The sequence below is a fragment of the Acanthopleuribacter pedis genome, assembly GCF_017377855.1.
GTDB lineage: Bacteria > Acidobacteriota > Holophagae > Acanthopleuribacterales > Acanthopleuribacteraceae > Acanthopleuribacter > Acanthopleuribacter pedis.
This window is the reverse complement of the sequence record NZ_JAFREP010000017.1, coordinates 235,572-262,112: the sequence shown is the minus strand read 5'-3', so window position 1 is coordinate 262,112 and position 26,541 is coordinate 235,572. Positions and strand designations below refer to the sequence as shown.

Below are 26,541 nucleotides of genomic sequence, written 5' to 3'. Positions count from 1 at the left end.
ACGAATGAAACCCGGCGATTTCTGTTTTGGCTCGATTCTTAGCTTTCCCAAAGCAACCTCCTGAACCTTTTCCAGGAAGTGTAGCCGTCTCGACGCTTTGCGTCTGAACCCTCGTTGGTAGGCTTACATTATCAGAGCTGAACGAAGGTGAACAAAAAGCAACCAAAGCGGTGTTGCAGCTTGTGTTCAGCGCGAGACGAATGGAACAAAAAGCAAACCTGAAAGCGGAAATCAAACCCGAAGCAAGCATTCGCCCACGAGATGTAGAGGATAAACCCTTGGATCAGTGGGGTAGTGATAGTGAATGGGGTGAACAGCTTAAATGGGGCTTAATGAAGTCGTACCAAGACCGGATAAATGCTGAAATGGGTCTTTAAGCACTAAGGCGTTTGTATAACGCTCGGAAATAACGAAACCGCGCAGTTCACAGAATCAGACTGCGTTATTAACGCCCGTCGCAATCTGTGATGCTGCGCGGTTTTTTATTTTGAAAAAAAATCAAAACTGTTAATGACGTTACCGACTTAATCCGAAAAAGATCATGGTTTCCGATTCCTCAATCATAAGACTGAGCACTGTATGCTTGGCTCCTTGAACGGCTCCCGCAGGCCCGCTATCCTTTAAAGATATTCTGGCAAGGCAAGCGTCTTTTTCTCGCAAGATGCTTGTTTCTAGACTCTTAACGTCTGCCTGTGTATTTTTGTGACTTCCTGGCTGTTAGTGACTCGTTAACTCAACACCTGCAAGGACAGTGTTGTTTTCACTAAATTTTCCAGTGAAGATGGTAAAATAACCGATCAATTCCGCACGAGCCCCTAAATGAGATATAAAGTCCCGACATTATCAATCATTCTGGCAATGAATTGCGTAACTTGCTACACACCGGTTGAAGCCGCCAGACTTGGCCTTCCTTCGGAAACCGAAAGGTCACGAAAAAGGTTGCGAAGTCTCTCGATAAACCATAGTTTCGATGGTTATCGCCGTAGAAAAAATGAGTCGCTAGAAAGGTACCGACTTCGCCTCAAGAATGAATACGGACATCTAAGTTTGTATATTAGATTTCAAATAAAGTTTGGCAAAAACGGCAAGCGTTACAGTGCTTTTTCTGGCTGTGTTTTTAAATTAGCAGTTGAGCCTTATGGGCTTCATGTTGCAGTATTGGCGTTTTGTCATGTTCTGTTAGCACGAGACTATCGAATGCCCCCATTATATTTGCCGGATAATCACGGATTGGTCTCTGAATTTTCAGATGTAAATGAACTTTTACGTGATCACGTCCAGCTTTACGGCGGTGGTGACCATGACGATGTTAATTGGCTGAATCTGATCCCCGTAAGAACGTTTGACGCTGCCGTTTCATGGGCTACAGGACGCTGCTGTCCGGTCATGGGAATCGAGCCGCCAGAACCTTTAAGAAAGGCCTTCCTAGCGAGACTTAAGAGCCAAAACCAGGCATTATCAGTCGGTGCACAAGCCCCCCGAGAGAAAACTAACGTTTCTAAAAGAAAGCCTTGTGTTTCACTTGTTCCAACGGCAAAAACCGCCCTCCCTGGGCACAGAACCGTGCTTTTGCCAGCAACAAAAACACCCCTCCCTAAGCGCAGCCCTAAGTTTTTGCCGCTAAAAAATAAAACACCAAAAAGAAGCAATGCCCGCCTCCCTCGGAAGACGGGCATTCTCTTGTCGTTTACTATTCTGGCACTAACTGTGGGTGTCGCCACATTCTCCCTTTTGAATGAACCGACAACCATCACGAAACAGAAAATTGAAGCTGTTGTGCTTCCCACATCTCAAATCATCTTCCCCGATGGGGAAAGCATGAGAACAGTTAAACGGAAAACACATTTTTTTGAGCCGCCGGTTGTACCGGCAGTCGAACGCCTCACAGCACCAGCGCCATAAGTACCTTAAAGACCTATTTAAGGATGACTTGGCGGCAAAGGATAGCTGCCAATCAAAGGATCATCAGCGGAGGTTACGGCCGGCGAGTTGGATTCAAGCGCGGACAATTGCTGTGCATCGGCGCTGAACTCAAACCCATCATCATCGGAAAACCGACGTGGTTCATCTTGAGTTACACTGTTTTCTGTTGGCTTTGATTCGGCAACAGGTTGAGATTGAACATTAAGCCGATAGGCATTATCAATACTGCTCATAGAAGGACTCCTTATTTGCACTTCTTATTAATGGCGGTCTTTAGAAAGCGCTGAATGAAGTAGTCTTTTTCAGCTTGTGCTTTTCTCTGAAACAATTCGTTAGACCCATTCGGATTCTCGCATTTATAGATGTATGCTCTAATCAATTCAGTTGATAAGGTTTCGGGACTATTTTTAGTCATTGCGACCGCTTGATCTAGAGTATCTTTCGCAAACTCTAAATTCCCTTGCTCGTACCTATAAAACGCCAACCAGCTTAGCATCCCCATGACGGCACGGGTATTTCCCAAAGCCCGGTATTCCTCCACCGACAAGGCTGCGAACCTTTCGGCAGCAGCCAAGTTTCCCATGGTGTAGTGGGTGATGGCTCGCAAGGAATGCAAATAGGACAGGTTCACATCATCACGGATCGCAATATAGTTGGCTTCTTCTAGCAATTGCTCCGCCTCAGCCAACTTGCCTAAGGCCATTTTAGCGTTAGCCAATGCGGTAAGCGTCTTAAAGATATTAATGGCGTGCCCGGCATTCTCATAATGCTGCAACGCTGCATCAAAGTGGTGCTCGGCTAACTCAAAGTCTCTGTATTGTAACAGTATTAAGCCGTTGAGCATCTCAAGATCGCCCATGAATTTTTCCGAATGCGGGCCACTCGCGACAATGGTCTCTACCATTTTAAGCGCCTTTTCACTTTCTCCCGAAAGATACAAGCAATAGGCCAAGCCGTAGTAACACATTTTGTCGCCGGTCTCACGATGGCAAGCCGCGAAATAGCGTTTCGCCGGTTCCGGGCCGCCCTTCATTGCTATTTCAATGCCCGTTTGGTACGGGTTTTCATGGCTAGTCTTAAATTCCTTCGCGTGAGCCGAACAAAGGATAACCACCATCAATGCAAATTTCATCAAAAACCATCCGAATCAGGAAAGCAGGCATGTTTAATTTTCGTCAAATAGAACGCGCTCGCATTCTAGCATTTTTCATCCACACGAAAAGGTTGTTTTTTGCCAGCAAAAGCAGGAACACTTGCCCAGGTGGCACAAACGTTTTAGTTAAAGGACCTTGCGCAGGGCAACCCCTCTCGCCTTTACGCGCTTTTTGAAAAAGCCTTTAATTGCCAACGTCACGCAAGACGCCATGATCCTTGAAGGCGCTCATACTTTCCTCGAATGGTGTCATGAGCAGGTGGTAAAGCTCTAACCTGCCCATAGCGTCGAGCATGACCGGTGGAAGCCACCAGCGCGGCCGCGCATGCGCCGTGACCGCAACTGACTTGGGCTTAGATCTGGTGTTCCTGATTCAGGCCGCTAGACAGTGCGGTCACGGTTTTTTTTAGAGGATTGCTCAAATGTTTAACTGGCTCAAACGAAAAACCCTTAAAGACGAACCCCTACGGATCATCGCGGCGACATGCGCACACATGGGCCAAGATCGAAAGATGATTGAAGATGATCACCTGTTGTCGCTTCAAGATTCATCTAAAGGCCCTTTCTACGCGGCGGTTGCAGATGGAATGGGTGGCCATGACGGCGGCGGCATAGCGGCACGAAGCGCGATTCGAACATTTGCCGACACAGTCTCGCAGGCCGTCATAGAGAACCAATGGCGCTGGCCGCCTATTTGGCACGATGAGGAAGAAACGGCCCCGCTCATTCTCCAAGCGCTTAAGCGAGCCCTTTTCACCGCTGACATCAGGATCACAAAGCTTGCAACGCGAAACCCGAACCTGAGAGATATGGGCACAACCTTCAGCGCAATCGCACTCGAAGGAAACCAACTCCATTTCGTCCACGTGGGCGACACCAGGCTCTATCACATCAACCACCAACATGAAATTCAGTTGGTTACCACTGATCATGCTTTCGATCCGTCAGAACAAACGCTCGTCTTTCCGTCGGGGCATGATGCCGAAAATTACAAAGGCTGCCTTACCCAATTTCTCGGACGCAAGGCCTACCCACTAGCGCCGCAATGCGGCGGCATCCAGCTTTCTCGTGGCGATTTTTTGGTTTTGTGTTCTGACGGCCTCCATGGAGTCCTTACTCCTGACGCGATGAAGGATATGGTTTTTAAGATGTCCAACAGATCTCTGGCAGATGCCGCGAAAAACCTTGTTCAAGCCGCGCTTTATAAGGGCTCAAAAGACGATATCACCGTTGTCCTGTGCCAAGTCTTGTAATCATGGTCCTCCTAACCAAGCGTCGATGGGGCTGCCGACGCACGAATCCACGCCTCTGTGCTGGAATGGTTTTTCCCCATTCGGCAAAGTAACTTAAGAAAAATCACTCGCCAATTTTCTCCAAATTGATAGAATTCGCACCTGGAGTTGTCCTCGAAACATGACCTATCTCCCAGGAAACACCAAAACCATAAATTTCGCATATACCTATCAAAAGGGTTTATGTCTATCTCAGGAGAAGTTTCCATGAAAATCAAAAAGATTCTTATTGCTCTCGCTTTGGTGTTTTGCTTTGTCGGCGCAGCACAAGCAACCTGTATCGATGTCCTCAATCGATGCTACAGCCTGAACGGGTCTGAATTGCTGTGTAACACCCTCTACGCTGACTGCATCCGCCCTGCATAATAAACTTGAGGGGCAAGTTGCTAAGGCTTGCCCCTTGCGTAAGGAGAAAAAGTGCTAACATTAATAATGATATTCATGATTGAACCAATTAACACAGAGAATTCTGACAACTTTCACCGAATAGAAGATCTGGTGATTTTTCAAAATTTCATTTATACATCCGACCGAGATACGGGACAAATACATCAACTAAACCTCAATGGAGATCATGTCCGGTCTTTTGCGGGGCAAGGCCAGGGTCCAGGCGAAAACGAACAAACCTCCGCCCTTGTAGGATATAAAGATCAACTTTTCGCACTCGACAAGAAGGGATCAAAAATTTCAGTATACAGTTTGACCGGAGAATATTTAAAACAGGTTCGCTTGGCACAAATTTCCGGCAGCTTGGACTTAACAGGCCGTAAGCTAGTCGCATCACCTGTAAACCTCGAAGGGGTATTTAGCTCAATAGATCCTGACAAGGGCGAAGTTAAGACCTTTTCGCTACAGAACCTAGAAGACTGGTCTAGGCCTTCCCCATCGAGCCGATATGCGTCGCTATGGAGAGGGATAGAAGCAACAGCGACGCCCACAGGGAATCTCGTAATAGGGATGATTTTTTTAGACCAAGTTGCAGAAGTTACAACAGAAGGTGATTTGGTTTCAGCATGGGACGGAAGTGGCTTTTTGCCGATTCATGAGACCGCAGTAAATGGTGAGAGGCTGCCGAAATATTTTTCGGGTATCACTTACGAAGTTGGTCCCGAGGGTGGAATCTGGTTTGCAGCAAGCGAAGAGGGAAAGACCGGTGCCAGCCCGATTTTATTCAAACTTAATATGGCAACTCAGAGAATCGAAAAGCGCAAGAATTTCAAAGAACACATTCGGCTCATTCGATACAGCTTGCCTGATAAAAAATGGGCGCTAGTTTTGGAAAATCAATCGATTCAAGTTTTCACAGAAACCGAATGGAAAAAAAACTTAGAATAGCTCGTTAATTCTCATGGATTCTGCTTCGAGTCTTACGAATCGCCGAATGCCCCATCAAACGGTGCCCGCATAGAAAAAGCAATAGCTACATTGAGATAACACCCGCGATCTCATGCAGCCTTTAATAGCATGGCGTGCAATTATAACCTAAGAATTGATCCCTCGTAAGACCACTATTTTTTCTGACTCTAATTGCTAAACCAAGCCAAGATCTCGATGGCGCAATTCTTAGTAAAATATAAACTAGACAAGCGGTGGTTTACATGGTGAGCTTAGTAAAGGTTTTGTGATATCAATAGCAACAGTAAAACGATGTGGTTCTGAAAAAACTCAAACCGACATGGATAACAAGGAGATTTACATGAAAAAGTTTTTAGTATTACTCTTGGCCTCGTGTGCGCTCTCTTCCTTTTCGTTCGCATCTGCACCAGACTGCCTTGACATTCTTGATGAAATCTATGATTGCTCGGTCCAAGATTACCCTTATCCCTGCCGCCCTGGCGACTGGGAAGCAATCGAGCGAGACTGGGCCGAATGCGAGCTTCAAGACCTTTAAGCTTTAACATAAACGGCTGGCTTGATCAGGTATTAAGCCAGCCGTTTTAGCTTGCCCTTGAATTCATAAAGCAAACAAGGAATCTATCATGCTTACCTGTGTTTTCGTTTTATTTATATACGCCTCAGAATTACATAGCACTAGCTTTCCGCTGTCGGATTACTTTGTGCAAGACCTACACGGGGCAGCTCAGAATAACGGCCATCTAGCTGTGTTGAATTTTTCTCAAATGAAAACAAAGTTATGTATCATTGATCTTAAAGAAGAGGTAGTTCGCGAACTCGACGACCCACGTCTAAAAATCTTTATTTCAAGAAAAATCATCCCGTTCCAAGACGGCTTTTTGATAATCCGAAACAAGCTTGCTTATCACGTTTCCGCCAACTTAGATTTAAAGGAAACGATTCGCCTTGATTCATTTCAGGGCTTACCGCCAAACATGCTTTGGGTTGGAATTCAGCCAATTCAGCGGGCTATGTTCTTGTGCAACTTCATTGATGATGAGGGCTTTCATGTGCTGACCGTGTTAGACCTTGAACAACGAAAATTCCAACCGCTGCACCGGTTTCACTCAGAGAAACATCACACCGTTTACTTTTTCAACAACAACGGTTCTTACTTTGCTTTTCACAGCAAGTTTGGCTCTCTGGTAGAGCACGATTCTTCATTTGCCGTGGTTCGGCGGTTGTTACCTGAGCTTCCACCGGTCATGCGAAAGAAGAACAGCAGGCTATACAAGCGAAACCCATACAACGCCCTGATTCACACCGTCTTTTCCGATGCAACCGCTGTTTGGTTCGATGTTTACCCTACGGATTCCGGCACCGGTGAAGTGATGCGCAAACGCTACAGGCTTCAAGATGGAAAGCTACACGCTGTTTCTGACAACCTCGTAACTCTCGCGCGCTTTGAGGGGAAAGCGCTAAACTTCGACACAGAGGAAGGAACGATGACAATCAACGTGGCGAACCTCTGATTCTCGGTCACCCAACCATTGTTTGGGCCGTTTTGTAACCCGCTTCTAAGCCGCCGCAGGTTTGGAAAAAATGGTTTTCCGACGCTCGCTCTTCCTCTCGTCGGAATCGCAAACCACTTTCCGCCAGCGAAAACGGCGGTTTTATCTGGCCCAAAACGGAGAAATATAGGTCTCGGCGGAATCAAAACCACGTTCCGCGATATCCGTAAATCACGGGTTACAAGCGGTTTTGCCGGTTCGAAGTGGAAAAAACCGCTGTACTCCACCAACGGCTAGATATAAAAAGCACCCCTCGCAAAGCGAGCCGGGTGCTTTTGTTGTTTATGGGTTCAGGCCGTTTAACGGCTCGCTTTTAATGACCTTTAGCTTTGATTGCGCAATGTTGCCGCACGGCCAAGTCACCCGAACCAGGGAGAAAACAAGAACCGTCACAAGCGGTTTCTTCGCCGTTTTTTTTATCAAACACCCTGCTTTGGTGAGTTGCGCCGACCTCCTCTTTACCACGCATTTTTTCAGATACTTGCGGCCTAAACAAAAAAGTGCCGACCAAAACCGATGAAACGTGGATCGCGTTCTTTTTGCACCTGTTTTGTGCAAGCGGGGCACCTTGAACCAAGGGATTGAACGCGCTTGCAATCAAGCCTAAAAATACCCACCCCCCGCTCATCAAAGACCCAATCGGACATGAGCCCCAAAAACGAAATGTTTTCGTTGTGGCTTGGGAAGCCGGCCTGGGTTGTGCATTCTGCGAATAATATTTTTTGATTCGAATCGTCGAAAAAGATTGCTTAACAAATAACAGGAGAAGCTGAAGGGCCTCATGAGCCGGCAACGGGCATGAGGGATTTACCCAATTTGTGTCTATCCGACCAAACACCCAAGCATCTCAAGACCTTACTTAAACGCCGTAATTGTTAAAAAACAAGGAGAACTCAATGAATATCACCCGGTTACTTTGCCTTTGTTTTGTTTCAATGCCTGTATTTGCGGGCGGCTGGTATGATGATTGGGAGATCGTTACTGAAACCGTCCCGACCTATTACCCATATTATTATGGTGGAGCATCATGTCAATATTATGAGTATGCCAATGATTATTGGGATACCTTGACCTTTTATACCGACCGACACCCCGTTCGGACCCTTTATATTCATCGGGACCCCTGGGGAAATGTGGTTCCGACGGGCCATCCGGTTCCCACGCCCGGCGCATGTCGCATCACCTTGCCTTACGTGGACTACGATGTGGAATACACAACAGTGACCACGAGAAAACCGATCCAACCCTACCCAGAAAGTGTGAGTATTGAACGGGTTGGCTGTCACCAAAACCGCAGAGTGATTGCCGTCAGCGCCGCTGTCGCGGCGGGGGCTTCAACAATGAAGGTGTTTGTCGCAGATAATGGATACCAATATGCGGAACATCTGATTTACTCCGGTCCCTACGCCGAGACAATTGGCCTGAGCTTTTACCCTGCCTCAGATACGTTAAATGTCCGTGTCAAACTAGATGACGGCTCGAGTTTTTATACAACTTTGAGAAGTGCACGCTGCTCGGGTCCCGACGGTCCCCCAATTGAATAATTTATCTTTATAGCTGTTCTAGGCTGAATCGTGGTCCAAACCCATGTTTTCGACCACGATTTGGCCCTAACCCGCAATTCTCACAAGGTATTCTGCACGGGGCAACCCATGCAATTACGAGACGGCTGCCTTCCGCGGGGCGGCCATCCGCCTTTCTCGGTCGAGCCGGTTTCGCCTCAGCTGCTACGCCGAAGGGTCGGCCCCGCGAAAGGTCGGCCCCGCGAAAGGTCGGCCCCGCGAATGCTCGGACCGCTGCACCGTGGCATGGTCGTCATCTTCGTACTCACAAGGCTTTCTGCTTCTCACGGCGAATCCTTGTGAGACATGCGTGCAAAGCTTCCTCTTTGACGGGGGCACCTTGTTTTTTAAATTTTGAACTTGTAGCCCAGGCGGTGGACGGTGATCAGGTGGTTTGGTTTTTCTGGGTTGGGCTCTATTTTTTTGCGGAGGTTGGCCATGTGGGTGTCGACCGTGCGTGTTACCGGTTCGCCTTCGTATTCCCAGACCTTTTGTAGCAGCTCCGTTCGTGAGATGACGCGGCCGATGTTTTTGGCGAAATAAGCGAGGATCAGGAATTCGCGCGGCGTCAGCGTTAAGGGCTGGCCCGCTTTCCAGGCGGCGTGCTTTTCGAAATCGACCTCGACCATGCCGAATTGCAGGCGGGCCGGCTGGTTTGCTGCTTGGCTTTGGAAACCGTTGCGGCGCCAGATGGCTTCCATGCGCGCGACCAGTTCCGCCATGCTGAAGGGTTTGGTGACGTAGTCGTCCGCGCCGATTTTAAGGCCCAACACGCGGTCAATTTCCGTGCCCCGCGCCGACAGCATGATGATCGGGACGGTGTCGCCCTCGGCACGCAAGGTTTGGCAGACATCGAGGCCGCTTTTGCGGGGTAACATGATGTCCAGCACCACCACGTCGGGGCGTTCGCTTCGAACCATCGCCAAGGCGGTTTCGCCGTCGGCGGCGTGCTGTACCTCAAAACCCTCGAAGGCCAGGCCGTCTTTTAGGCCCAGGATTAGGGCTGGATCGTCTTCAACGATGAGGACTCTTTTTTTGCGCTCCGTGCTCACCCGTTCCCCCGTCGATTGGCAGGTTCATTTCGAAACAACTGCCCACCCCCTCTTCGCTGGTTAAACCCATCCTACCACCATGTCCCTCGACGATATGTTTGGTGATCGCCAGCCCCAAACCGCTGCCGCGCACCTGGTGCACGGCGCCGGTGGGGATGCGGTGGAACCGTTCGAAAATGCGCGCCTGCTCGCCGGCGGGGATTCCGCCCGCTTGGTCTTTAACCCATAACAGGACGCGGTCGGCTTCCAAGCGAAGGCCGATTTCGATGGTTTGCTCGCTTGGTCCGTATTTGACGGCGTTGTCGAGCAGGTTCAACAGGGCGCGGCCCACGGCGTTTGCATCCAATTTAATGGGCGGCAAGGTTTGGGGGAAATTCCGTTTGAAGGCGATCCCGGCGCGGCCCGGTCCTTGCTCGAAACCGCGGATGATGGTTTCCGCCAACGGGATGAGGTCGGTTTCGACCGGGCGGTAGTGTTTTTGGCCCGATTCGATTTTGGAGAAGTCGAGGATGTTGTCGATCAGTCCACCGAGGCGCCGGGTCTCCTCCTCGATGAACCGACCGTATTCGGCGACCTTCTCCATGGAAGCGATTTTCCCGTCGCGCATCAGCTCGCCAAACACGCGGATTGAGGCGATCGGCGTGCGCAGCTCGTGGGAGACGTTGGAAACGAAGTCGGATTTCATGTCGGACAGTTGACGGTAGTTGAGCGCGGTCCGCATGGTGAAACCGATCCCAAGCGCGACCGCGGCGACCAACAGCAGCGAGACCAGGGCGTTGGCGGTGAGGGTCGTTACGGCCAAACCGGGTGTTGGGCCGCCGTTGGTGTGGACCGCTATGCGCCAATCCGTGAATACCATGGCAAAGGGTCGGGTTACTTTGGCTTGGGCGCCGCCGGCGATCAGGGGTTCGGTCTCGAAACGCGGGCTGCCGCCTGGGTCGGTGACCTCGACGCGTTTGCCCGACCCCGGGAAAGTCGCGGCCAAGGTGGCGGGCAGGGTGTCGGCAAGGAAACGTTCGAAGGCGGCATCATCCAACACGATCCCCACCAGACCGATCACGGTGCCCTCGGCGTTGGGTATGCGTTTCATGATGATGGGATGGTTGGGCAGGTAATGGCTGGTTACCAAACCGGCGGGCGCACCGTCCAGCTTCTTTTTATGCCAGGCCCACCAGTGGATCGCCGAAAGGTTGATCTTTTTGTAGGTGCTGTCGGGGAGCTGTTTGGCCCAGTCGCCGGTGTCGGGATCAAACACCCGCGATTCCTGCTCGAATTCGCCGACGAAGCTCATATGGAACAGGAAACGCACGGATTCAAGCTGCTCCCTCGGAATGCTTTGGTAGTGCTGCAGCAAGGGCGGCAACGGGCCGACGAGCAACGCGGGCGGAAGCTGTACCAAATCGCGCGCCACTTGCCGGTAATGGGTTTCGGTTTTTTCGGCGACGATGTCTAGAAAATGCGCCATGTTGGCCCGCTCGGCCTCACGGGTCACGGCTTCCACATGGGTCAGCCAACGGTATTGCATGAGCAGCAACAAACCCAGGGGAAGGCAACACAAGACACCGCCCCACCCCATGAGCTGTCGGGCGGAGAACCCGGCCAAACCGTTTTTTAGGCTGTCCAACAATCCGGCCATGACATCACCTTCAGCACATGCCTCGCGGTTCCCGCGGGAATAGCGCAAAACGCAACACTTGGTTGCGCTGGGAGGATGCGCGGTTCTTTGCGGGCGCGCCCGTGGAACAATCCATCCAAGGTCATCTTGTACCGGCTTTGCAACTTTTAACAACTCTTTGTCATCGTTTAACGACGGCTCCACCCGTTTAACGGAACCAACCTGTACCTTTCTCTTGGTTGCCGCGTTTCCAAAACGCGCGCATCAGTCCATCTCAAGGAACAGACATGTTGAACCACACCCTCTTTTTGCGCGGCACACTATTGTTGATGACCGCCTTGGTTTCGGTTTTTGCCGGAGACAGCCTCGAAGCCATCGCCGACGGAGCCCACCGCTCGGCGGAACACAAGGCCCGCAACGGGGCACGTCACCCGGCGGAAACCCTGGCCTTTTTCGGGCTTAAACCAAACATGACGGTCATTGAAATTCATCCCGGCGATCACGGATGGTACACGGAAGTGATCGCCCCCTACTTGCAAAAAGAAGGGACCTACATCGCGATGGGCCACCCGCTGGATTCCGATAATAAGTGGGTCCAACGAGGCCACCAACGGTTCGCCGAAAAATTGGCGGCCAACCCGATCTACAACAAGGTACAGCGCGCGGCGATACGCGACGCCAAGGCGGAAGGGGTCGCCCCGGGTTCCGCGGACATGGTACTCACCTTCCGCAACGTCCACAACTTCATCACCCACGACGGCAACCCCGACGGAATGTTCGCGATGTTTTACGGCTTACTCAAACCCGGCGGTATCCTGGGCGTGGTGCAACACCGGGACGGCGAAAAAGCCGCCGCGGGTCCCCTGGGTGAACGGGGTTACCTCAGCGAGGCGGTGGTGATCGCGCTGGCTGAGAAGGCGGGTTTCCAGCTGGCGGGCAAGTCCGAAATCAATGCAAATCCCAAGGACACCAAAGACCATCCGTACGGGGTTTGGACCCTGCCGCCCACGCTTTATCACAAAGACAAAGATGCGGACCGGACCAAGTGGCAGGCGATTGGCGAAAGCGACCGCATGACCCTCAAATTTGTGAAACCGGGCAAAGGCGCCTAAAACGACGATCCTGGCGACGGCGTGACGGTTTGGTCACGCCGCCCTTCCCGCGAATCCAGGCTCGGCTCCCGGCAACTGGACCCTTGTGGTCTCCGTATTCATTCGGCATCACTGCAAACATGAGCGCTGTGCAGCCCGCACCCGTCGCAGCATTCACGTCAACCCCGCCGGCGACGATTTCTTTGACACGGGCTGGGTTACATTCGTGATTCACGGCAACCACAAGATCATTCAATCGCCGATCTATTTTCATGTTCCATCCTTATGAGGGTGCAACTCAGCAACCAAGGTCACCGCGCAAACGATCAATGAAAACAATTAGCGGAAGAGGTGACCCCAAGCGCCAACTTCATCGACTAATCCTCATCTTGAATCCAATAGACACCTATTTTTTCGAAATCCACCGCAATCTGACCCACCCCAAAAGTCCAATTGGTGAGGCCGCGGCCACAGAGCATCCCGCGCCAAGAAGCAGGCGGGAACCCGTCGGGTTCGAGTGAAAGATCATAAACATCGCTTGATAAAAGGAACCGTGCCAGGGGTGAAAACTCCCCAACAAAGGCCGCGGCACGGGCATAAGCGGCCTCCCTGGAGAGTCGCGGCACATCATATGCCAAGGAATGGGTCATCGTCAGAGCAAGGACCCCGGTTGCCACGGTCGCATCCGCCTCTTCCCAACCGCTCGACGCCATCCCCTGCAAAAGATAGAAACCCTGCAACTTGAGATAGGTGTCAATCAATGGAAAAAGCGCATCGGGCGGCGCGGTAAACAAATCTTCCGGGGACACAAAAGGATCGCGGCCCGGTGCCCATGTGTACCGGCATATGTTCATGATCTCGTATTCGTCGATTTGAAATGACGGCAGTTGTCCTTTCGCAACGGCGAATGACAAACCACCTCTCAATTTGCCAATTTTCATCAGGAAAAACGCTTAATCACTTCGTTAAACTCGGCTGGTTTCACGGACCATCTATATAAGGTATCGGAACAACACCCGACAGGCCGTAGCGGAAACAACACAAAACAACCGAAACCCACGGCGGCCGGCCCTTCCAAACCGTCGCCGCGGCCAAGGTGCCCCCGGGTCCCTCTCGCGAAGCTGGACAAGCGGGGCTGCATCGATTAGGTTTCCCAGAAAGGCTTCGTTTCAGCAGGAACCCGATGGTCGATCCCACTGTTTTTCACGCCAGACAACCGCAACCACCGCTTTATCCGCACCTCCAAGTGATGTGGGCCATGACCGGCCCGGCGGCAACCCATCCCCGCGAACGCCTGCTGCCCACGGGCACGGTCGAGATCGTTTTTAACTTAGACGATCCGGTGAACCTGCTCCACAACCCGCGCCACGACAAAGGCCTCGCGGCCTACAGCAGCGACCTGGTGTGCGGCCCGCAAACCGGCTGGTTCACCATCGCCACCCACACCCCGCGTCGCCTGGTCGGGCTCCATTTTCAAGCGGGCGGCCTGGCCCCCTTCATCGACATGCCTTTGCAGGAATTGCGCGGTCACCACGTTTCCCTCGCGGACCTGTGGGGCGGCGAAGGGCGGCGCATCAGCGATTTGTTGCGCGCTTGCAGCGCACCGCAAGAGCAGTTTCACATCCTCGAGCGTTGGCTCCGCCGGCGGTTGCGGCGCCAGGCCGATCCCGCGGTGTCGGTCGCGCGCCGGTTCATGCAACGCTGGGAACCTGAAGCCCGGGTGGCGGCGCTGATTGACCAGCTCGGCTTTAGCCGGCGCCACTTTAACCGCCTGTTCCAAAACGCGGTGGGTATGACGGCCAAAACCTATTGTCGCGTCTCGCGTTTTCAGGCCACGCTTGAGCGCCTGGAAAAGGCACCAGCGCGGGATTGGTCCGAACTGGCGCTGGACCACGGCTTTTACGATCAGGCCCACCTGATCAACGAGTTCAAAGCCTTTTCGGGGTTTGCTCCCGAAACCTACCTGTTGCGAAGGGGTTACCGGCTGAACCACCTGCCCATTTGGGAGTGATGTCCTTTTTTTCCAATACGGCGGGCGGGGAAAAACGCACAATGGCACTCGCGCCCCAAACCCCAGGAAAAAAGGAGAATCCCAATGACACACAGCAGCGCCCCCAAGGGCTATTTTACGGTTTGCCCCTACCTCGTTCTCGAAAACCCCGAGGCTGAGTTAACCTTTTTGACCGCGACCTTTGGTGCCGAAATCAGAGCGCGGCTCCACGATGACCAAAACCGCGTCAAACACGCCGAGGTCCTGTTTGGCGACAGCATGGTGATGATCGGCCTGGCCGGCGGACCAGAACAGGCGTTGCCGGGAATGGTTCATGTCTACGTACCCGATTGCGACCAAAGCTACGCGGCGGCCCTCGCGGCGGGTGCCGAAACCATCATGGCACCGGCGGACCAGTTCTACGGTGACCGCTCGGCCGGTGTCCGCAGCAGCAACGGGATTTCCTGGTGGATTGCCACCCAAAAAGAAGTGGTAACCCCGGAAGAAACCCAGCGCCGCCTGCTCGCCCAAAACGGTTGATTTCCGCGCTAAAACAACCGCAGGGTTAACATGAAAGAAAGCGTGTGCTTGTCCGGGAACAAGCACACGCTTTCTTCAACCTAAGACCTGAGAAACGCGATAACTCGCGCCTCTTAGGTTTGATTCATTAGATCGGGGGAAATTAGCCGGCGTAGGTGTAGCGGGTATCGCGACGCTCGCCGTCCCGCTTGACTTCACCGCTATCGATTAATTCTTTGATGCGGATATTCCAAGTTGAGCTACTAACACCGGTATCCTTGAGGATTTCGCTCTTTTGCAGCGAGCCCTTAGCATTTTTCAGCGCGGACAAAATGCGGTCACGCGCTTCCTCAGCCGACATGCGACCGGAACCACCGCTAGTACCACCGGCGCCTTGATCATCCTTGAAGGAGAAAACGAGGGAATTGACGCCGCGCTGTTGCCGGATGACTACGGAAATACCTTCCTTTTCAGCAACAAAGAGAAACGCTTTCTTGACATCCTTGGCCTTTTCATTTTCTTCCAAATCGAAATAGATATAGTTATCACCGGCATCAGCCTGGGCGTCACGCAAGGTACTGAGTAAGTTTTCATATTCTTCGCCGGTAACCAGAGGTTTCACTTTCGGCTCAAGTCTAAGCTTTCCCATCACACGTCCTTTACTAAAAAAGATACGGCATAATATCACAGCCAAAAAGATTATCAAGTGGGGAATCGCCGACGCTTGCTGAAAAAGATGTGTAAACTGATTTTCATTGATTTTTCATAAGATAATTCACAGTCAACTAGAACCGAACAAGGGTACATATACTGAAGCCTTTTCTGCGCTTAATTCAGCGCCAGAGCCTTGGCAGGCCTTGGTTTCACACGGTACTTGCCCCAGGCAAACGCCCGCTCATCCCCAAAAAACGTCACAAAAATGGCGACCGTATCCCGGTCGCCTAAACCAAAAACAGTAACGAAATAGAGGCGCGCCAAAAGGGTCCAAAAACCCTGAATTAACGGCTCGGTCGACGCAGTTGTGTGACGGTTGTATCCAAGCCGGCTCGGTCAGAAACACGGACATCCCATGGGCCGCGGCTTGGCTCGGTCTGCAATACAATCCAACGGCGGTCACCATCATACGCCGAAGGTACCACCCCGTTTTTATCGCGAACGGTCACGGAATCACGGTTAACGCCACTACCGCGTTCTACTATAGGAATCACCACCCGCGGCCCTTCAAAATAACGGTGTAATTTGGGGGCGCGAATGACAGGCGGCACCAGGTCGCGCGCCAACACAAGCGGCTCCAAAACGTCTACTTTTACCCCGGACCCACCGGCCTTCACGGGGCCGTGGTAGCGCCAGCGTTTTTTGACAAAGGACCAGTAATAAAGGGCGACTTGCGGATCATTGGCGACCGCGGCGTCCACATGCAACCGCAAACCGGAAACAGGCAACCCCTGGCGGCCAAACGAAAGAACGGGTGAAACGAAGTCGAGTACGCCCTTGCCTTGCTTGGGGTCGGCGGGTTGGATCAGGGCGCCGGTGGTGGGCAACGCCGGCTTCTCGGTTACTTCCAACCGAAAGGGACCCAAGGTGCTGTTTTTGGCGCGATCCGGGCCGATGAGCGCGACCTCGCGTTTGAGGTTTCCTGCATCGGTCCGCCACGCAAATCGAAGGGGTGAAGGGGCATCTTTCAGGGAAAAAAGCCAGGATTCACCCGGCGCCAACGCCCGCATTTGATCGGGCAAAAACAAGGTCCCGGCGCGCTCGGCCGCGGTCACCACAAGCGTCTGCCCAAAGTGACGCAGGCGCAAGCTGGTCGGCTGGAGCGGCAACTCGGGATCGGGCGTTCCCGCCAAACGTTGGCCCGGTTTCGCCTTGGGATCCAAAATCCATTCCTCACGATGAAGCGCACCATCAAAACCGGTGATTTCGACGCGCAGACGCCGCGGTTTGTCGCGGACCTCGAGGATGCCGTCGACGACGAGGCCGGGAAGCGCTGCTTGGCTCTGGTGGCGTCCGTCGAAGGTGTAAAAGTACCGGGTCGGCCCAAACCCGGAGAACGCTTGGTCAATGACGGTACCGGCGCGGCGGTAATCGGCGAAATCGATGCGTGTGGGTTGCCATGAAGCCAAAACCCGACCGTCTACCAAAAGACGGATCCCCCGCGGCGCCAAGGTATTATCGCGCGGCGCCGCGAGCGCGGCGTCCACCTGAACGCCAAGGCGGCCGCGGGCCTGAATCGGCCCTTTGTCGGGGCTAAACGTACGCGGGAAGCGGCCTTCATTCACGCGCGCGTTTTCACTTAAGGGCAACAAACGCAGACCGCGAATTTTGGAACGGATGGGAATGGTTAAGGTCGGGAAATTCAGGGTGAGCGGATCGACGGGCCGGTTTTCCGCATCACGAACCTCAAAATGGAGGTGGGGCATGCCGGCGCCGCTTTCCCCGCTCCAACCCAAGGTGTCACTTGCTTTTATCGGGTACGCCAAGGCGAGGGTTCCAAAGGCCTGTGATGGGTTTTTTCCCGCGGCTTGGATGGCGGCTTTGAGGCCGGGACCAAAGGCGGCTAAATGGGCGTAGACGGTCACCATGCGGTCAGGGTGGCGCACATACACGGCCTTGCCGTAGCCGCGGTCCTGGGCGCGAACCTGGAAAACGACGCCTTCACGGGCGGGTTTGAGGAGCATGCCCTCGGCCCCACCGGTTGAGAAGTCGAGACCCATATGAAAGCGTTCGCCGCGGTACTCGCCAAAGGTAGCGGAGACACCGAACTTGGGATCAATCGGCCATTGCCAAACGGGTTCGGCGGCAATGGAACAAAACATCAAAAAAACGAACATAACCCTTCCTTGTTCGATAGGTATTCATCAAGCGGGTCACCCGGGTTCCGCACGGCGCGTCATCGCGCAAATCAGCCTCGGGGTCGTGTCGCCCGGCGCATCAGGCCCTGAGTAGGGCGCATCAGGCCCTGAATAGGGCGCATCAGGCCCTGAGTAGGGCGCATCTGGCCCTGTACCCGGCTCATCGGGGTGTGCATAACCGGTAGGAGAGCAATCACGCCGACCAACCTAACCAAAGCAACGGACTGCATCAAGAATACAAACCAAAATAGATGGCGAACAGCAGAAAGGCGTTAAGCGCGCCATGAATCCAAATAGCAACCAAGATATTGGCGGTCCGGTAAAAGACAACCGCGCAGGCACAGCCGACACCGAGGAACATCAGCCAGCCGGAAAGCGCGTGCCATAACATAAAGAACAAACTCGCGCCAAGGATGGCGGCCATGGGTTTAACATTGCCTAACAACACACGAAAAATGAGGCCGCGAAAAATGATCTCCTCAAAACAAGGTCGCAAGACACACAAATAAAAAATCAAAAAAACACCGGACAGGGGGTCGTCAAGCAACGCGATAAATTGTTGGCTCGATCCACTGGAGGCGTAGGGCCAAAAGTAAGAAAGATCCAGCCCCAAGATAAAAAGGGCGAATACAATACTTAACCCACCGATAATTTGAAAAAGGGTGAACCAACGCATTTGCAAATTGCCAATGCCAAGGGATTCAAAAATGGGAAAACGCGACTTCTTAAAAAAAACGAACTTGACCCAAACCATGGCAAGCACCATTTCGATCACGCCCGGGGTCAGCAAAGCGACAATGGTTGGAAGCCCCGACAACAAGGGTTCCAATAATTGATAAACCAAAAGATAGATGGCACAAAAGCCGGCCATAAAAACCAATAAGGAATGAAAGGGCAGGTACAGCGGTTTCAACTGAAAAAAGTCTTTGCCTTCCAGTTTCAAGTAGCGGTGCGAGAAGTACATGCTTAGCAACAAACCAAAGCCGACCATGGCCAAGCCGCGGGTGAGCATGCGCACGTGGAACTTCTGCTGTTCCTTTTTTTCCACGCGCCGCAGGCGGAACATCATCTCGGCGGCCTCGGCATCTTGCTCGAGCCGGCTAAAGGCGTAATGGCTAAGGGTCATGCCGACCCAATCAGGCTGGGTACCGGCGCTCCAGTCGGGCGGCGGGCGTTGCCGTTCACCCAGCACGAACAGCATGAGATCACATTCTTTGTTTTTGGGAAGGGAATCCAAAATTTCAAGCGCCTTGTCGCGGTGACCCTCTTCAAATTGGATGAGCGCGATGGGCACGAGCAGGATCGGTTGCCGTTGGTTCTCTTGGTAAAGGGTATCCAAACGCTCAAAAAAAACATCGACCTGGGGCGAGTTGGCGGCACGCCATTGAAGGTAATAAGAAATCAGGCTCTGCCGCTCCAGCAGCATGGTTTTGTTGGCCACCGATACCATGGGGGTATCGAGGAAGTGAACCACGATGAGGGTCGTCAAGGCGGCGCCGAAGGCCAGCCAAGATCGCCAAGATGCGGTCATCCCTGCGCCTTTCGTTTCACGGCAAGCAGCGCGTGCAACAGATCATGGGCATTATCAAACCGCCGGCCCATGTCCTTGGAAAGGCATTTGAGCACGAGCTGACACAAGGCCATGGGTAAATCGGGCCGGAGCAACTCGAGACTGAGCGGGGTTGCCTTGAGAATTTTGGAGATGGTGGCGAAGGCGTTGGAGGCGTCAAAAGGGTTTTTGCCGGCACAGAGTTCGTACATCACGATGCCGAGTGAAAAAACATCGGTGCGCAGATCCAAGGGCTGGCCGCCGGCTTGCTCGGGGCTCATGTAACCGGCGCTGCCGATGACCATGCCGGCCATGGTCTGGAAGCTGTCCTCATTGGAGCGTGACCCGTCCAAAAACTTTACCAGCCCAAAGTCGAGCACCTTGGGGGTGCCGTCGGCGGTGAGCTTGAGGTTGTCGGGTTTAATATCGCGGTGAGCGAGCTGGTGGTCATGGGCACAGGCGATGCCCTCCACCACGGGCAGGATCAGACGCCAAAACTCGGGCAGGGAAACGCCGTCCCGGTGGCGCGCGATCACCTCGGTATAACTTTCGCCGTCGACGAACTCCATGGCCAGGTAATAGGAGCCCTCGAATTCATCGGCCTCGTGGATGCGGGCCAGGGCTGGATGTTCGAGGATGCGGGCGGCGGCCAGTTCGCGCAGGAAGCGTGCTTTTTTTTCTTTGGTAAGCAGAAAGTTGTTTTGCAAGATTTTGAGCGCCAAACGGCGATCTTTTTTGGGATCGTAAGCCTCGTAGACGACACCGGTGTTGCCGCCGCCGATGCGCCTGAGTAGCTGGTATCTCGCAAATGTCTTGGCCATAGGATCGAACATCCCCGCTAGCCCAATCCAGAAGGGACTGGGTGATCACCGGGCCTGAAAACGGGACGCGCTGCAGGTGAAGCGGCTCCATACAGGCGCCAACGGCACTTTGGTTGATGTGAAATGGGCGTCGTTTCGATAATTTCCACGTCACTCATTTTACATGATAAACCAGGGAAGCCGGCGGCGAGCGAGAAGTTTTTTATGGATTCAAGCAAATTCTCGGGAGCGGGACGGATCGCCCGTCCCGTTGGGGTTGTTTTTTTAGGGCAGATTGGGCAGCAGGTCTTCGAGGATGTAGGCCTGCAGGGCGGCGGCCTGATCATCGCTCAACGGCTCGCTGGGGTTGATGCGCTCCAACCACATGCTTTTAATTTTGGCTTGGGTGACGGCGGCGGGACGCAGCGCCGGACCGAACACGGTGTTTTCATCGAGGGCCAGACCGTCGCCGATATTGTGGCAGCCGTCGCAACCTTGGAAGTAAAGGCCGAGGCCGACACTTTTATCGCCGGGCGGCGGTTCACCGGCGGCATTGCGCGGCGCGCCGGCTTCGCTCCAGGTCAGCAGCAGACCTTTTTCGGCTTCGGTCAACGGGGTGCCGTAGTCCAACGGCATTTGGCGTGGCTGAGACGTATCGTCGTAATAGGGCACGGCCTGATCCAGAATACCGTCGTAAATCCAGCGGCCGATGCTGTCGGCGCCGCGGATGACTTGGCCGTCGACGATGCGGGTGTCGTAGGTATTGAGATCGAGATCGGTCACGATGTTTTCAGGGGCGATGGGCGGGCGAGGCACGGCGTGACAATAGCCACACTTAAGCTGAACCAATTCACCGATACCGTTTTCCCAGGTCGGCGCGCCGTTAATCACCACTTCACGGGGGGGTTCGTCACCGAGGGTGTCGGCGTCCGAGCAAGCGGTCAAACCCGTCAGCAATAGCAGCAGACACACCGCCACCTGTTTGTTTGTTGTTCCGTACATGCGCGCCACTCCTAAAATCGGTAACCGGCACTCACCGAAATAAAGGCGAGGTAGTCGTCGGTAAAATTTTGTTCAAAGTTAAGTCGCCAGGAACCGTGGATGTAGGTCACCCCAAGCCCGGCGTACGGGGCGTCGTCCTCGTTGTCCAAAAGCGCGCCGTCCTCTTCGATCAACAATTCGGTTTCAATCTCGTTTTGGCCGACAAAGAGGTAGGGCTTGAATTGGCCGAACTGCCGTCCCACGCTGAGATCGAAGCCGACGTTCGAGAAGGTAAATTCATCGGTGGCGCCGTTCTCGGTGATCGGCCCTTCGACATCGCCGTCGGCGTAGCTCGCACGCAGGCCCGCATCGTATTTACCGATGCGAACGCGGTAGCCCAATTCCAGAGAAATGTAATCGGCTTTGTAATCTTGAAACTCGATCCCTGGCACGTAGGTCCCGCCGAGCATCCAGCCTTGCGGCAGCAGCAGGCGACCGCGCAGTTTGGGTACCACGGAGGGTGGATCAAGCGGCTCGTCCTTCGCACCGATTCGGGTGTTGATGCTGGGCTGCGGGTATAGGTCGAAGGCGCCCTCAAGCGTGATCTTCTCCACCACATCGGGTGCGGCCGCCGGCCGAAAATCGAGCAGATAGGCATTTATATTTTGCAGGCGATCCGCCTGCTCCTGGAAGGTGGTTTGCCCGACCAGCCCCGATAGGGAGAGCAGGAACCCCAAAACGATCCAACGCATGCTGTACCTCCGCACGCTAAGCGACCCAGGTCGCCAAATTCGTCGACCTTCCCCAAGGCGGGGAAGCATTCTGAAGGGACCCAAACACGAACGGCGGAACCAAGGCCCCGCACGGAATAAGCCCCAATTGGAAAAAGGAAAAACGAGTTCATTAAAGGCGATTCACCCAGGGTTTTCAAGTCCGCCCGCCTCGTCTTCCTCCAATACACGCGGGGTGAAGACGAAATGACCGAAAATAATCGGAAAAAGTTGGATGTTTGACGACTAGGACAGGGCATGGGGTAAATCCCGCCGAGCTTAGGTTGGTTTTCGAAATTTCTCAGGAAACCAGGATCAAGTGAGGATCGGCGATGTGGCGAAGTACCCTTGTAGAACGGATCGCGCATGCGGATAAGGCCGTAACTCCGGCGATCTGAAATCGCTGATACAGGGCTGCTATCGAATAGCACACACAAAATCATGGATTTAAACGCATCTGCAACATTGCAGCGGCCGTTATTTTCCGCCCCGCGAAGCAACGGCTTCATCCGCGGACGGCAAGCGGCGGCAGAGGGCACCAAAGCCCCCGCCGCCCAACCAACACCATCCCGGCTTCCTAAAGGCGAAACATCCCAACCATCCTCACCCCCGACTTGGCCGATTCCACTTTTCATGGTTTGCTTAAGGGTCCACCGAAGTTTCTACTGAACCGAACGTCCATTCCTGCTTGCATCGCCGCGAGGTGCCGTTGTGATTTCCCTGATCATTATTGGAAACGAAATTCTGTCCGCCCAAATTGAGGATACCAACCTGAAATACATGCTGCGCCGGCTGGCCGAGGAAGGTTACGCGGTGGATGAGGCGCGCATTATCGGCGACGATATTGGGGTGATCTCGGCCACGATCCGCGCCCTGAGCGCGCAAAGCCGGTTTGTGATCAGTACCGGCGGGGTAGGGCCGACCCATGACGACGTCACCCTCGAAGCCTATGGCGCGGCCTTTGATTCACCGATGATCCTGCACCCCACCCTTGCCGACGGCATCAAAGGTTATTACGGCGACAAACTCACACCGGCCGCGTTGCGCCAGGCGACCGTGCCCGAATGTACCGAGCTGGTGCGTTTTGGCGAAACCAAATGGCCGATCATCAAGGTAAAAAACTGCTTTGTGTTGCCGGGTTTGCCCGAGGTGTTTGTGCGCAAATTCGAAGGGGTCGTCGGCCTGTTACCCAATTCAGTGCAACGTTATTATGCCGAACTGCTTTCCGGTGTGGAAGAAGCGCAATTCGCGGAGGCGCTTACCCGTTATCAAGAAGAATTCCTCGAGGTGGAAATCGGCTCTTACCCGCGTTGGAATCACCATGAGTACGCGGCCAAAATTACACTGAAATCCACGAACGAAACCCAGCTAAAAGAACTGTACGCGGCGCTCCTCGCTTTTTTTAAAGAACAAGCGCATTTGGTGGGTTCGCAAGAACCGGCGCCCTATGTGCCCCAACAGGAATGAGCTCGCTAAAAAAGCGGCCCTTCTCGCTTTTTTAAAGGGCAAACGTTTGGTGGATTCCCACGAGCCGTGCCGCTATGTCCCTATAACAAATAAAGTTCACTAAAAAAGCGGCCCTTCTCGCTTTTTTAAAGGGCAAACGTTTGGTGGATTCCCACGAGCCGTGCCGCTATGTCCCTATAACAAATAAAGTTCACTAAAAAAGCGGCCCTAACCCGCATAGCGCACCAAAAGTTTCCCAAACACTTTGGGTGGGCAATACGGGCAAGAAAGCCGCTTTAATCGAACGTGGACTATTCCACCGGTCGGTTCAGATGCCGCCGGTATTCTTTTTTGCCAGGATAAGAGAACTCCCTCGCAACGGCTTCATCGTCCTTGGTATGGTCGAAATCGCGATCAAGACCAATCGCGAACCACAGCTTTAAGGCCAAGCAGAAATACCACCACCCCGCTTTCACGCGGTAGACAAACCAGCCGATTACGTACCTCACAACATGCATCGCAAGCCCCCGAAATGGTTCAGAATTTGGCTTGGTTCAGAGCACCGACACCCAGGGCGTCGCACCGAGAACCACTGCGATCAAGACGACAACGGTTTGAACGGATTCATCAAAAGAACCGGGTTATTCTTCGGGTTTCGCCTCGGGTTTGCCAGGATCGATTTTTTTCTCTTCCTCTTGCCCGGAAACAGCATCCTTGAAGTTACGGATACCGGCGCCCAAACCTTGTCCCAGTTGCGGCAATTTCTTGGCACCGAACAACACGATGACAACCAGCACAATAAGGCCGATTTCCCATGGTCCGATCATTGCCAAAGCTAAAGGTGGTGCCATCGGCCCCTCCATTCGTTCAAATCGTCGCTAGTGTATCACAGAACCCGGCGGTCGTTACCCGAAGCGCATCGGAAGGTGTGTTAAACGAGGGTGGTATCACCCGACCACGGAGCAGATGGGGCAAAGGGCCGGATCATGGCCGCGCGCGGGGCAGTACTCGCGCCCAAAAAAAATAATTTGCAGGTGCAGCTTGTTCCAGTGCTTTTCGGGAAAGGCTTTTTTGAGGTCCTTCTCGGTTTTGCCGACACTCTTGCTTTTGGTGAGTTTCCAACGGTTGGCCAAGCGCTGGATATGGGTATCGACGGGAAACGCGGGCACCCCGAACGCCTGGGCCATGACCACCGAGGCGGTTTTGTGACCCACACCGGGCAACGCTTCCAAGGCCTCAAATGAGGCGGGCACCTCGCCACCGTGTTCGGCCAAAAGAATATGGGATAAATCGTAAATATTCTGAGCTTTGCGTTCGGACAAACCACAGGGACGAATGATTTCTCGAATGGCCTCGGGCGTTTGGCGGATCATGGTTTGGGGATCGGCGGCCAAATCGAACAAGGCGGGGGTCACTTGGTTCACGCGTTTGTCGGTACATTGGGCCGACAACAAAACGGCAATCAACAGGGTATAAGAATCGCGGTGGTCAAGCGGAATCGGGACCTCGGGGTAAAGCTCGTCGAGCTTGGCCATAATAAAGGCCGCGCGTTCACTTTTTCGCAAACGTTGCTCCTGTTGCTGGGAAAATGACGGTGGACCGCGGCGCAAACCTTAGGAAGGCGTTTCGGTCGGTACTTCGTCGGCGGTTTTCCCGGCTGATTTTTCCATGGACCGCAACACGGCCTGGCTCCAGGTTTCGGTTTTGTAAATACTGTCCGATAAGTCGGAGCAAATGTAGCCGTTTTTGACAATGGGCCGGCCTTGCACCAACAGGTCGGTAACCTGAACCTGATTACCCCAACCGTAAATCAACTGGTTGAGGAAACGATTGTCACTGTATTTGAAATGGGGCCGGAACCCGACCTCGGAAATGCGGACCAACATAAAGTCGGCGGGTGAGCCCGGCATCAGCAGCGCGGAATTCAAGTTCAAGGCGGTGGCACCGTTGACGGTGCCCAACTCCCACAGGGAGGTAATGTCGGTTTGCGAACACAGCACATTCATGACTTTCTGCAAGCTGCGTTGTGAGAATTCGAGCCATTGGATTTCATTGCAGACGGAATAAACGTTGCTCATGCCGATGGTACTGGAGCCAACGGCGATGGGGATCTCCTCGCGAATCAAACCCAAGGTGTTGGGGAAATCGTCGCCACGCGCCAGGGAAGCGGAGGGGCAGATCACCATCGGGTTCTCGAAATCGCGCAGCATGTGCAGCTCTTCCTCGTCGAGGTGGGTGCCGTTAATGACAACCAATCGCTCGTTTAAAACACCCATCTTCTCTAGGGCGCGCAGCGGCGTGGTGCCATATTGCAGGCGCGCGTTTTCGAGCTCAGACTCGCGCTCGGCCAAACAAACGTGGAAATTGGTGTCGTACTTTTCGGCCAGCTCGGCGGCGGCGATGATGGCCTCGGAAGAGGTATGCTCTAAGCTGTGGACACCCGGCAAAATGTTGATGAGGGGATCGTTGCGATAGCGATCATAAAGCGCTTGGAACTCTTCCAGGCTGGAATCCAACGGCTGAATAAAAGCGCGGGTATTCTCCGATGAGCCCTGGTCGAAAAAGGTGTAAACCAGGTTGAGGCGCAAACCCATGTCCTTGGCGATGGAAATCAGCAGTTCGCCGAAGTTGCCGCGGCCGGGTTCTTTAAAATAACCGTTGTGAAGGTAGTGAAACTCGCCGACGGAAGCCACACCGGACAAGGCCTGCTCGGCCAAAGCCAGGCGGTAAACGGCCTCAAACAATTCGGTATCAATGGCTTGGCTCAGTGGCCAAACCAGCTTTTGACGCAGCTCTTGAAAAGAGGCGTTGAAATCAAACAAACCGCGAAAGATGCGGGTGAACCCAATGTGGTGGGGGTTGATAAAAGCAGGTAGCAGGATGTGGTCGGAATATTGGCGGACACTTTTGGCGTTGGCGACCAACTGGTCTCGCGGCCCGATGGACTGAATGACCCCTTCGTCATCCACCATAATGCCCCAGTCGCGTTCAAATCGCCCTTTGATACATACCCGATCAGCAGACCACAGTTCCATAGCGA

Annotated in this window: 28 protein-coding genes; 12 read left to right on the top strand and 16 right to left on the bottom strand. The window is 53.4% G+C overall.

Annotated elements, in window-relative coordinates:
• The first annotated feature begins 200 nt into the window (after positions 1–200).
• Both J3U88_RS18875 and J3U88_RS18870 read left to right on the top strand, forming a co-directional pair.
• Complete coding sequence (locus J3U88_RS18875; protein ID WP_207860498.1) at positions 201–377, top strand: hypothetical protein; 177 nt, start codon at positions 201–203, stop codon at positions 375–377.
• Positions 378–819: 442 nt separating this feature from the next.
• Positions 820–1,902, top strand: coding sequence for a hypothetical protein (locus J3U88_RS18870; RefSeq protein WP_207860497.1), 1,083 nt, complete (start codon positions 820–822; stop codon positions 1,900–1,902).
• 17 nt (positions 1,903–1,919) lie between these two features.
• Here J3U88_RS18870 and J3U88_RS18865 read toward each other — a convergent pair whose 3' ends face one another.
• Together J3U88_RS18865 and J3U88_RS18860 are read right to left on the bottom strand one after the other, a co-directional pair.
• On the bottom strand, positions 1,920–2,156 hold the full coding sequence (locus J3U88_RS18865; RefSeq protein ID WP_207860496.1) for a hypothetical protein: 237 nt from the start codon (positions 2,154–2,156) through the stop codon (positions 1,920–1,922).
• 11 nt (positions 2,157–2,167) lie between these two features.
• Positions 2,168–3,055, bottom strand: coding sequence for a tetratricopeptide repeat protein (locus tag J3U88_RS18860; RefSeq protein WP_207860495.1), 888 nt, complete (start codon positions 3,053–3,055; stop codon positions 2,168–2,170).
• A 443-nt stretch (positions 3,056–3,498) separates the two neighbouring features.
• Here J3U88_RS18860 and J3U88_RS18855 point away from each other — a divergent pair, with 443 nt between their 5' ends.
• The 5 genes from J3U88_RS18855 (at position 3,499) to J3U88_RS18835 (ending at position 7,235) form a co-directional block, all read left to right on the top strand.
• Positions 3,499–4,329 carry a PP2C family protein-serine/threonine phosphatase gene (locus J3U88_RS18855; RefSeq protein WP_207860494.1) on the top strand — a complete coding sequence of 277 codons (831 nt, stop codon included), beginning with the start codon at positions 3,499–3,501 and terminating at the stop codon, positions 4,327–4,329.
• Between the two features lie 246 nt (positions 4,330–4,575).
• Complete coding sequence (locus tag J3U88_RS18850; RefSeq protein ID WP_207860493.1) at positions 4,576–4,734, top strand: hypothetical protein; 159 nt, start codon at positions 4,576–4,578, stop codon at positions 4,732–4,734.
• 51 nt (positions 4,735–4,785) lie between these two features.
• Complete coding sequence (locus J3U88_RS18845) at positions 4,786–5,703, top strand: 6-bladed beta-propeller (RefSeq protein WP_207860492.1); 918 nt, start codon at positions 4,786–4,788, stop codon at positions 5,701–5,703.
• A gap of 361 nt (positions 5,704–6,064) precedes the next feature.
• A complete protein-coding gene (locus tag J3U88_RS18840) occupies positions 6,065–6,259 on the top strand; it encodes a hypothetical protein (protein ID WP_207860491.1) in 195 nt (64 codons plus the stop codon).
• 88 nt (positions 6,260–6,347) lie between these two features.
• Complete coding sequence (locus J3U88_RS18835; RefSeq protein ID WP_207860490.1) at positions 6,348–7,235, top strand: hypothetical protein; 888 nt, start codon at positions 6,348–6,350, stop codon at positions 7,233–7,235.
• A 352-nt stretch (positions 7,236–7,587) separates the two neighbouring features.
• Here the strand turns inward: J3U88_RS18835 and J3U88_RS18830 are convergent, their stop codons facing one another.
• On the bottom strand, positions 7,588–7,902 hold the full coding sequence (locus J3U88_RS18830) for a hypothetical protein (RefSeq protein ID WP_207860489.1): 315 nt from the start codon (positions 7,900–7,902) through the stop codon (positions 7,588–7,590).
• 268 nt (positions 7,903–8,170) lie between these two features.
• On the opposite strand from J3U88_RS18830, the gene J3U88_RS18825 reads away from it, so the two are divergent.
• Positions 8,171–8,818, top strand: a complete 648-nt coding sequence (locus tag J3U88_RS18825; protein ID WP_207860488.1) for a hypothetical protein — start codon at positions 8,171–8,173, stop codon at positions 8,816–8,818.
• A gap of 365 nt (positions 8,819–9,183) precedes the next feature.
• Here J3U88_RS18825 and J3U88_RS18820 read toward each other — a convergent pair whose 3' ends face one another.
• Both J3U88_RS18820 and J3U88_RS18815 read right to left on the bottom strand, forming a co-directional pair.
• Positions 9,184–9,888 (bottom strand): response regulator, encoded by a 705-nt coding sequence (locus tag J3U88_RS18820; protein ID WP_207860487.1) that lies wholly within the window; start codon positions 9,886–9,888, stop codon positions 9,184–9,186.
• Entirely contained in the window at positions 9,851–11,524 is a 1,674-nt protein-coding gene (locus tag J3U88_RS18815; RefSeq protein ID WP_207860486.1) for a sensor histidine kinase, read from the bottom strand. The genes J3U88_RS18820 and J3U88_RS18815 overlap by 38 nt, the downstream gene beginning before the upstream one ends.
• Positions 11,525–11,790: 266 nt before the next feature.
• On the opposite strand from J3U88_RS18815, the gene J3U88_RS18810 reads away from it, so the two are divergent.
• A complete protein-coding gene (locus J3U88_RS18810) occupies positions 11,791–12,615 on the top strand; it encodes a class I SAM-dependent methyltransferase (protein WP_207860485.1) in 825 nt (274 codons plus the stop codon).
• Between the two features lie 356 nt (positions 12,616–12,971).
• On the opposite strand, the gene J3U88_RS18805 is transcribed toward J3U88_RS18810, so the two are convergent.
• Entirely contained in the window at positions 12,972–13,508 is a 537-nt protein-coding gene (locus J3U88_RS18805; protein ID WP_207860484.1) for a hypothetical protein, read from the bottom strand.
• A 269-nt stretch (positions 13,509–13,777) separates the two neighbouring features.
• Here J3U88_RS18805 and J3U88_RS18800 point away from each other — a divergent pair, with 269 nt between their 5' ends.
• Positions 13,778–14,605 (top strand): helix-turn-helix domain-containing protein, encoded by an 828-nt coding sequence (locus J3U88_RS18800; protein WP_207860483.1) that lies wholly within the window; start codon positions 13,778–13,780, stop codon positions 14,603–14,605.
• An 84-nt stretch (positions 14,606–14,689) separates the two neighbouring features.
• Positions 14,690–15,124, top strand: a complete 435-nt coding sequence (locus J3U88_RS18795; protein ID WP_207860482.1) for a VOC family protein — start codon at positions 14,690–14,692, stop codon at positions 15,122–15,124.
• Positions 15,125–15,266: 142 nt separating this feature from the next.
• Here the strand turns inward: J3U88_RS18795 and J3U88_RS18790 are convergent, their stop codons facing one another.
• The 6 genes from J3U88_RS18790 to J3U88_RS18765 all read right to left on the bottom strand — a co-directional run bounded on the left by J3U88_RS18790 (position 15,267) and on the right by J3U88_RS18765 (position 22,037).
• Complete coding sequence (locus J3U88_RS18790) at positions 15,267–15,752, bottom strand: hypothetical protein (protein ID WP_207860481.1); 486 nt, start codon at positions 15,750–15,752, stop codon at positions 15,267–15,269.
• Between the two features lie 349 nt (positions 15,753–16,101).
• Positions 16,102–17,934, bottom strand: coding sequence for a M23 family metallopeptidase (locus tag J3U88_RS18785; protein WP_207860480.1), 1,833 nt, complete (start codon positions 17,932–17,934; stop codon positions 16,102–16,104).
• 250 nt (positions 17,935–18,184) lie between these two features.
• The gene (locus J3U88_RS18780; RefSeq protein WP_207860479.1) at positions 18,185–19,486 is read right to left on the bottom strand and encodes a CPBP family intramembrane glutamic endopeptidase; all 1,302 of its coding nucleotides are present in this window, start codon (positions 19,484–19,486) and stop codon (positions 18,185–18,187) included.
• Entirely contained in the window at positions 19,483–20,325 is an 843-nt protein-coding gene (locus J3U88_RS18775; RefSeq protein WP_207860478.1) for a serine/threonine protein kinase, read from the bottom strand. The genes J3U88_RS18780 and J3U88_RS18775 overlap by 4 nt, the downstream gene beginning before the upstream one ends.
• A 264-nt stretch (positions 20,326–20,589) precedes the next feature.
• Complete coding sequence (locus J3U88_RS18770; protein WP_207860477.1) at positions 20,590–21,306, bottom strand: cytochrome c; 717 nt, start codon at positions 21,304–21,306, stop codon at positions 20,590–20,592.
• Between the two features lie 11 nt (positions 21,307–21,317).
• Positions 21,318–22,037, bottom strand: a complete 720-nt coding sequence (locus tag J3U88_RS18765) for a hypothetical protein (RefSeq protein ID WP_207860476.1) — start codon at positions 22,035–22,037, stop codon at positions 21,318–21,320.
• Between the two features lie 729 nt (positions 22,038–22,766).
• Between J3U88_RS18765 and J3U88_RS18760 the strand changes: the two genes are divergently transcribed.
• Positions 22,767–23,522 (top strand): molybdopterin-binding protein, encoded by a 756-nt coding sequence (locus J3U88_RS18760; RefSeq protein ID WP_207860475.1) that lies wholly within the window; start codon positions 22,767–22,769, stop codon positions 23,520–23,522.
• 290 nt (positions 23,523–23,812) lie between these two features.
• On the opposite strand, the gene J3U88_RS18755 is transcribed toward J3U88_RS18760, so the two are convergent.
• The 4 genes from J3U88_RS18755 to J3U88_RS18740 all read right to left on the bottom strand — a co-directional run bounded on the left by J3U88_RS18755 (position 23,813) and on the right by J3U88_RS18740 (position 26,536).
• Positions 23,813–24,019 (bottom strand): hypothetical protein, encoded by a 207-nt coding sequence (locus J3U88_RS18755; protein ID WP_207860474.1) that lies wholly within the window; start codon positions 24,017–24,019, stop codon positions 23,813–23,815.
• A 123-nt stretch (positions 24,020–24,142) separates the two neighbouring features.
• Positions 24,143–24,352: a twin-arginine translocase TatA/TatE family subunit gene (locus J3U88_RS18750; RefSeq protein WP_243436019.1), complete on the bottom strand. Its 210-nt coding sequence runs from the start codon at positions 24,350–24,352 to the stop codon at positions 24,143–24,145.
• Positions 24,353–24,448: 96 nt separating this feature from the next.
• Positions 24,449–25,066 carry an endonuclease III gene (gene nth / locus J3U88_RS18745; protein ID WP_207860473.1) on the bottom strand — a complete coding sequence of 206 codons (618 nt, stop codon included), beginning with the start codon at positions 25,064–25,066 and terminating at the stop codon, positions 24,449–24,451.
• 48 nt (positions 25,067–25,114) lie between these two features.
• Positions 25,115–26,536, bottom strand: a complete 1,422-nt coding sequence (locus J3U88_RS18740) for an amidohydrolase family protein (protein WP_207860472.1) — start codon at positions 26,534–26,536, stop codon at positions 25,115–25,117.
• Positions 26,537–26,541: the final 5 nt, after the last annotated feature.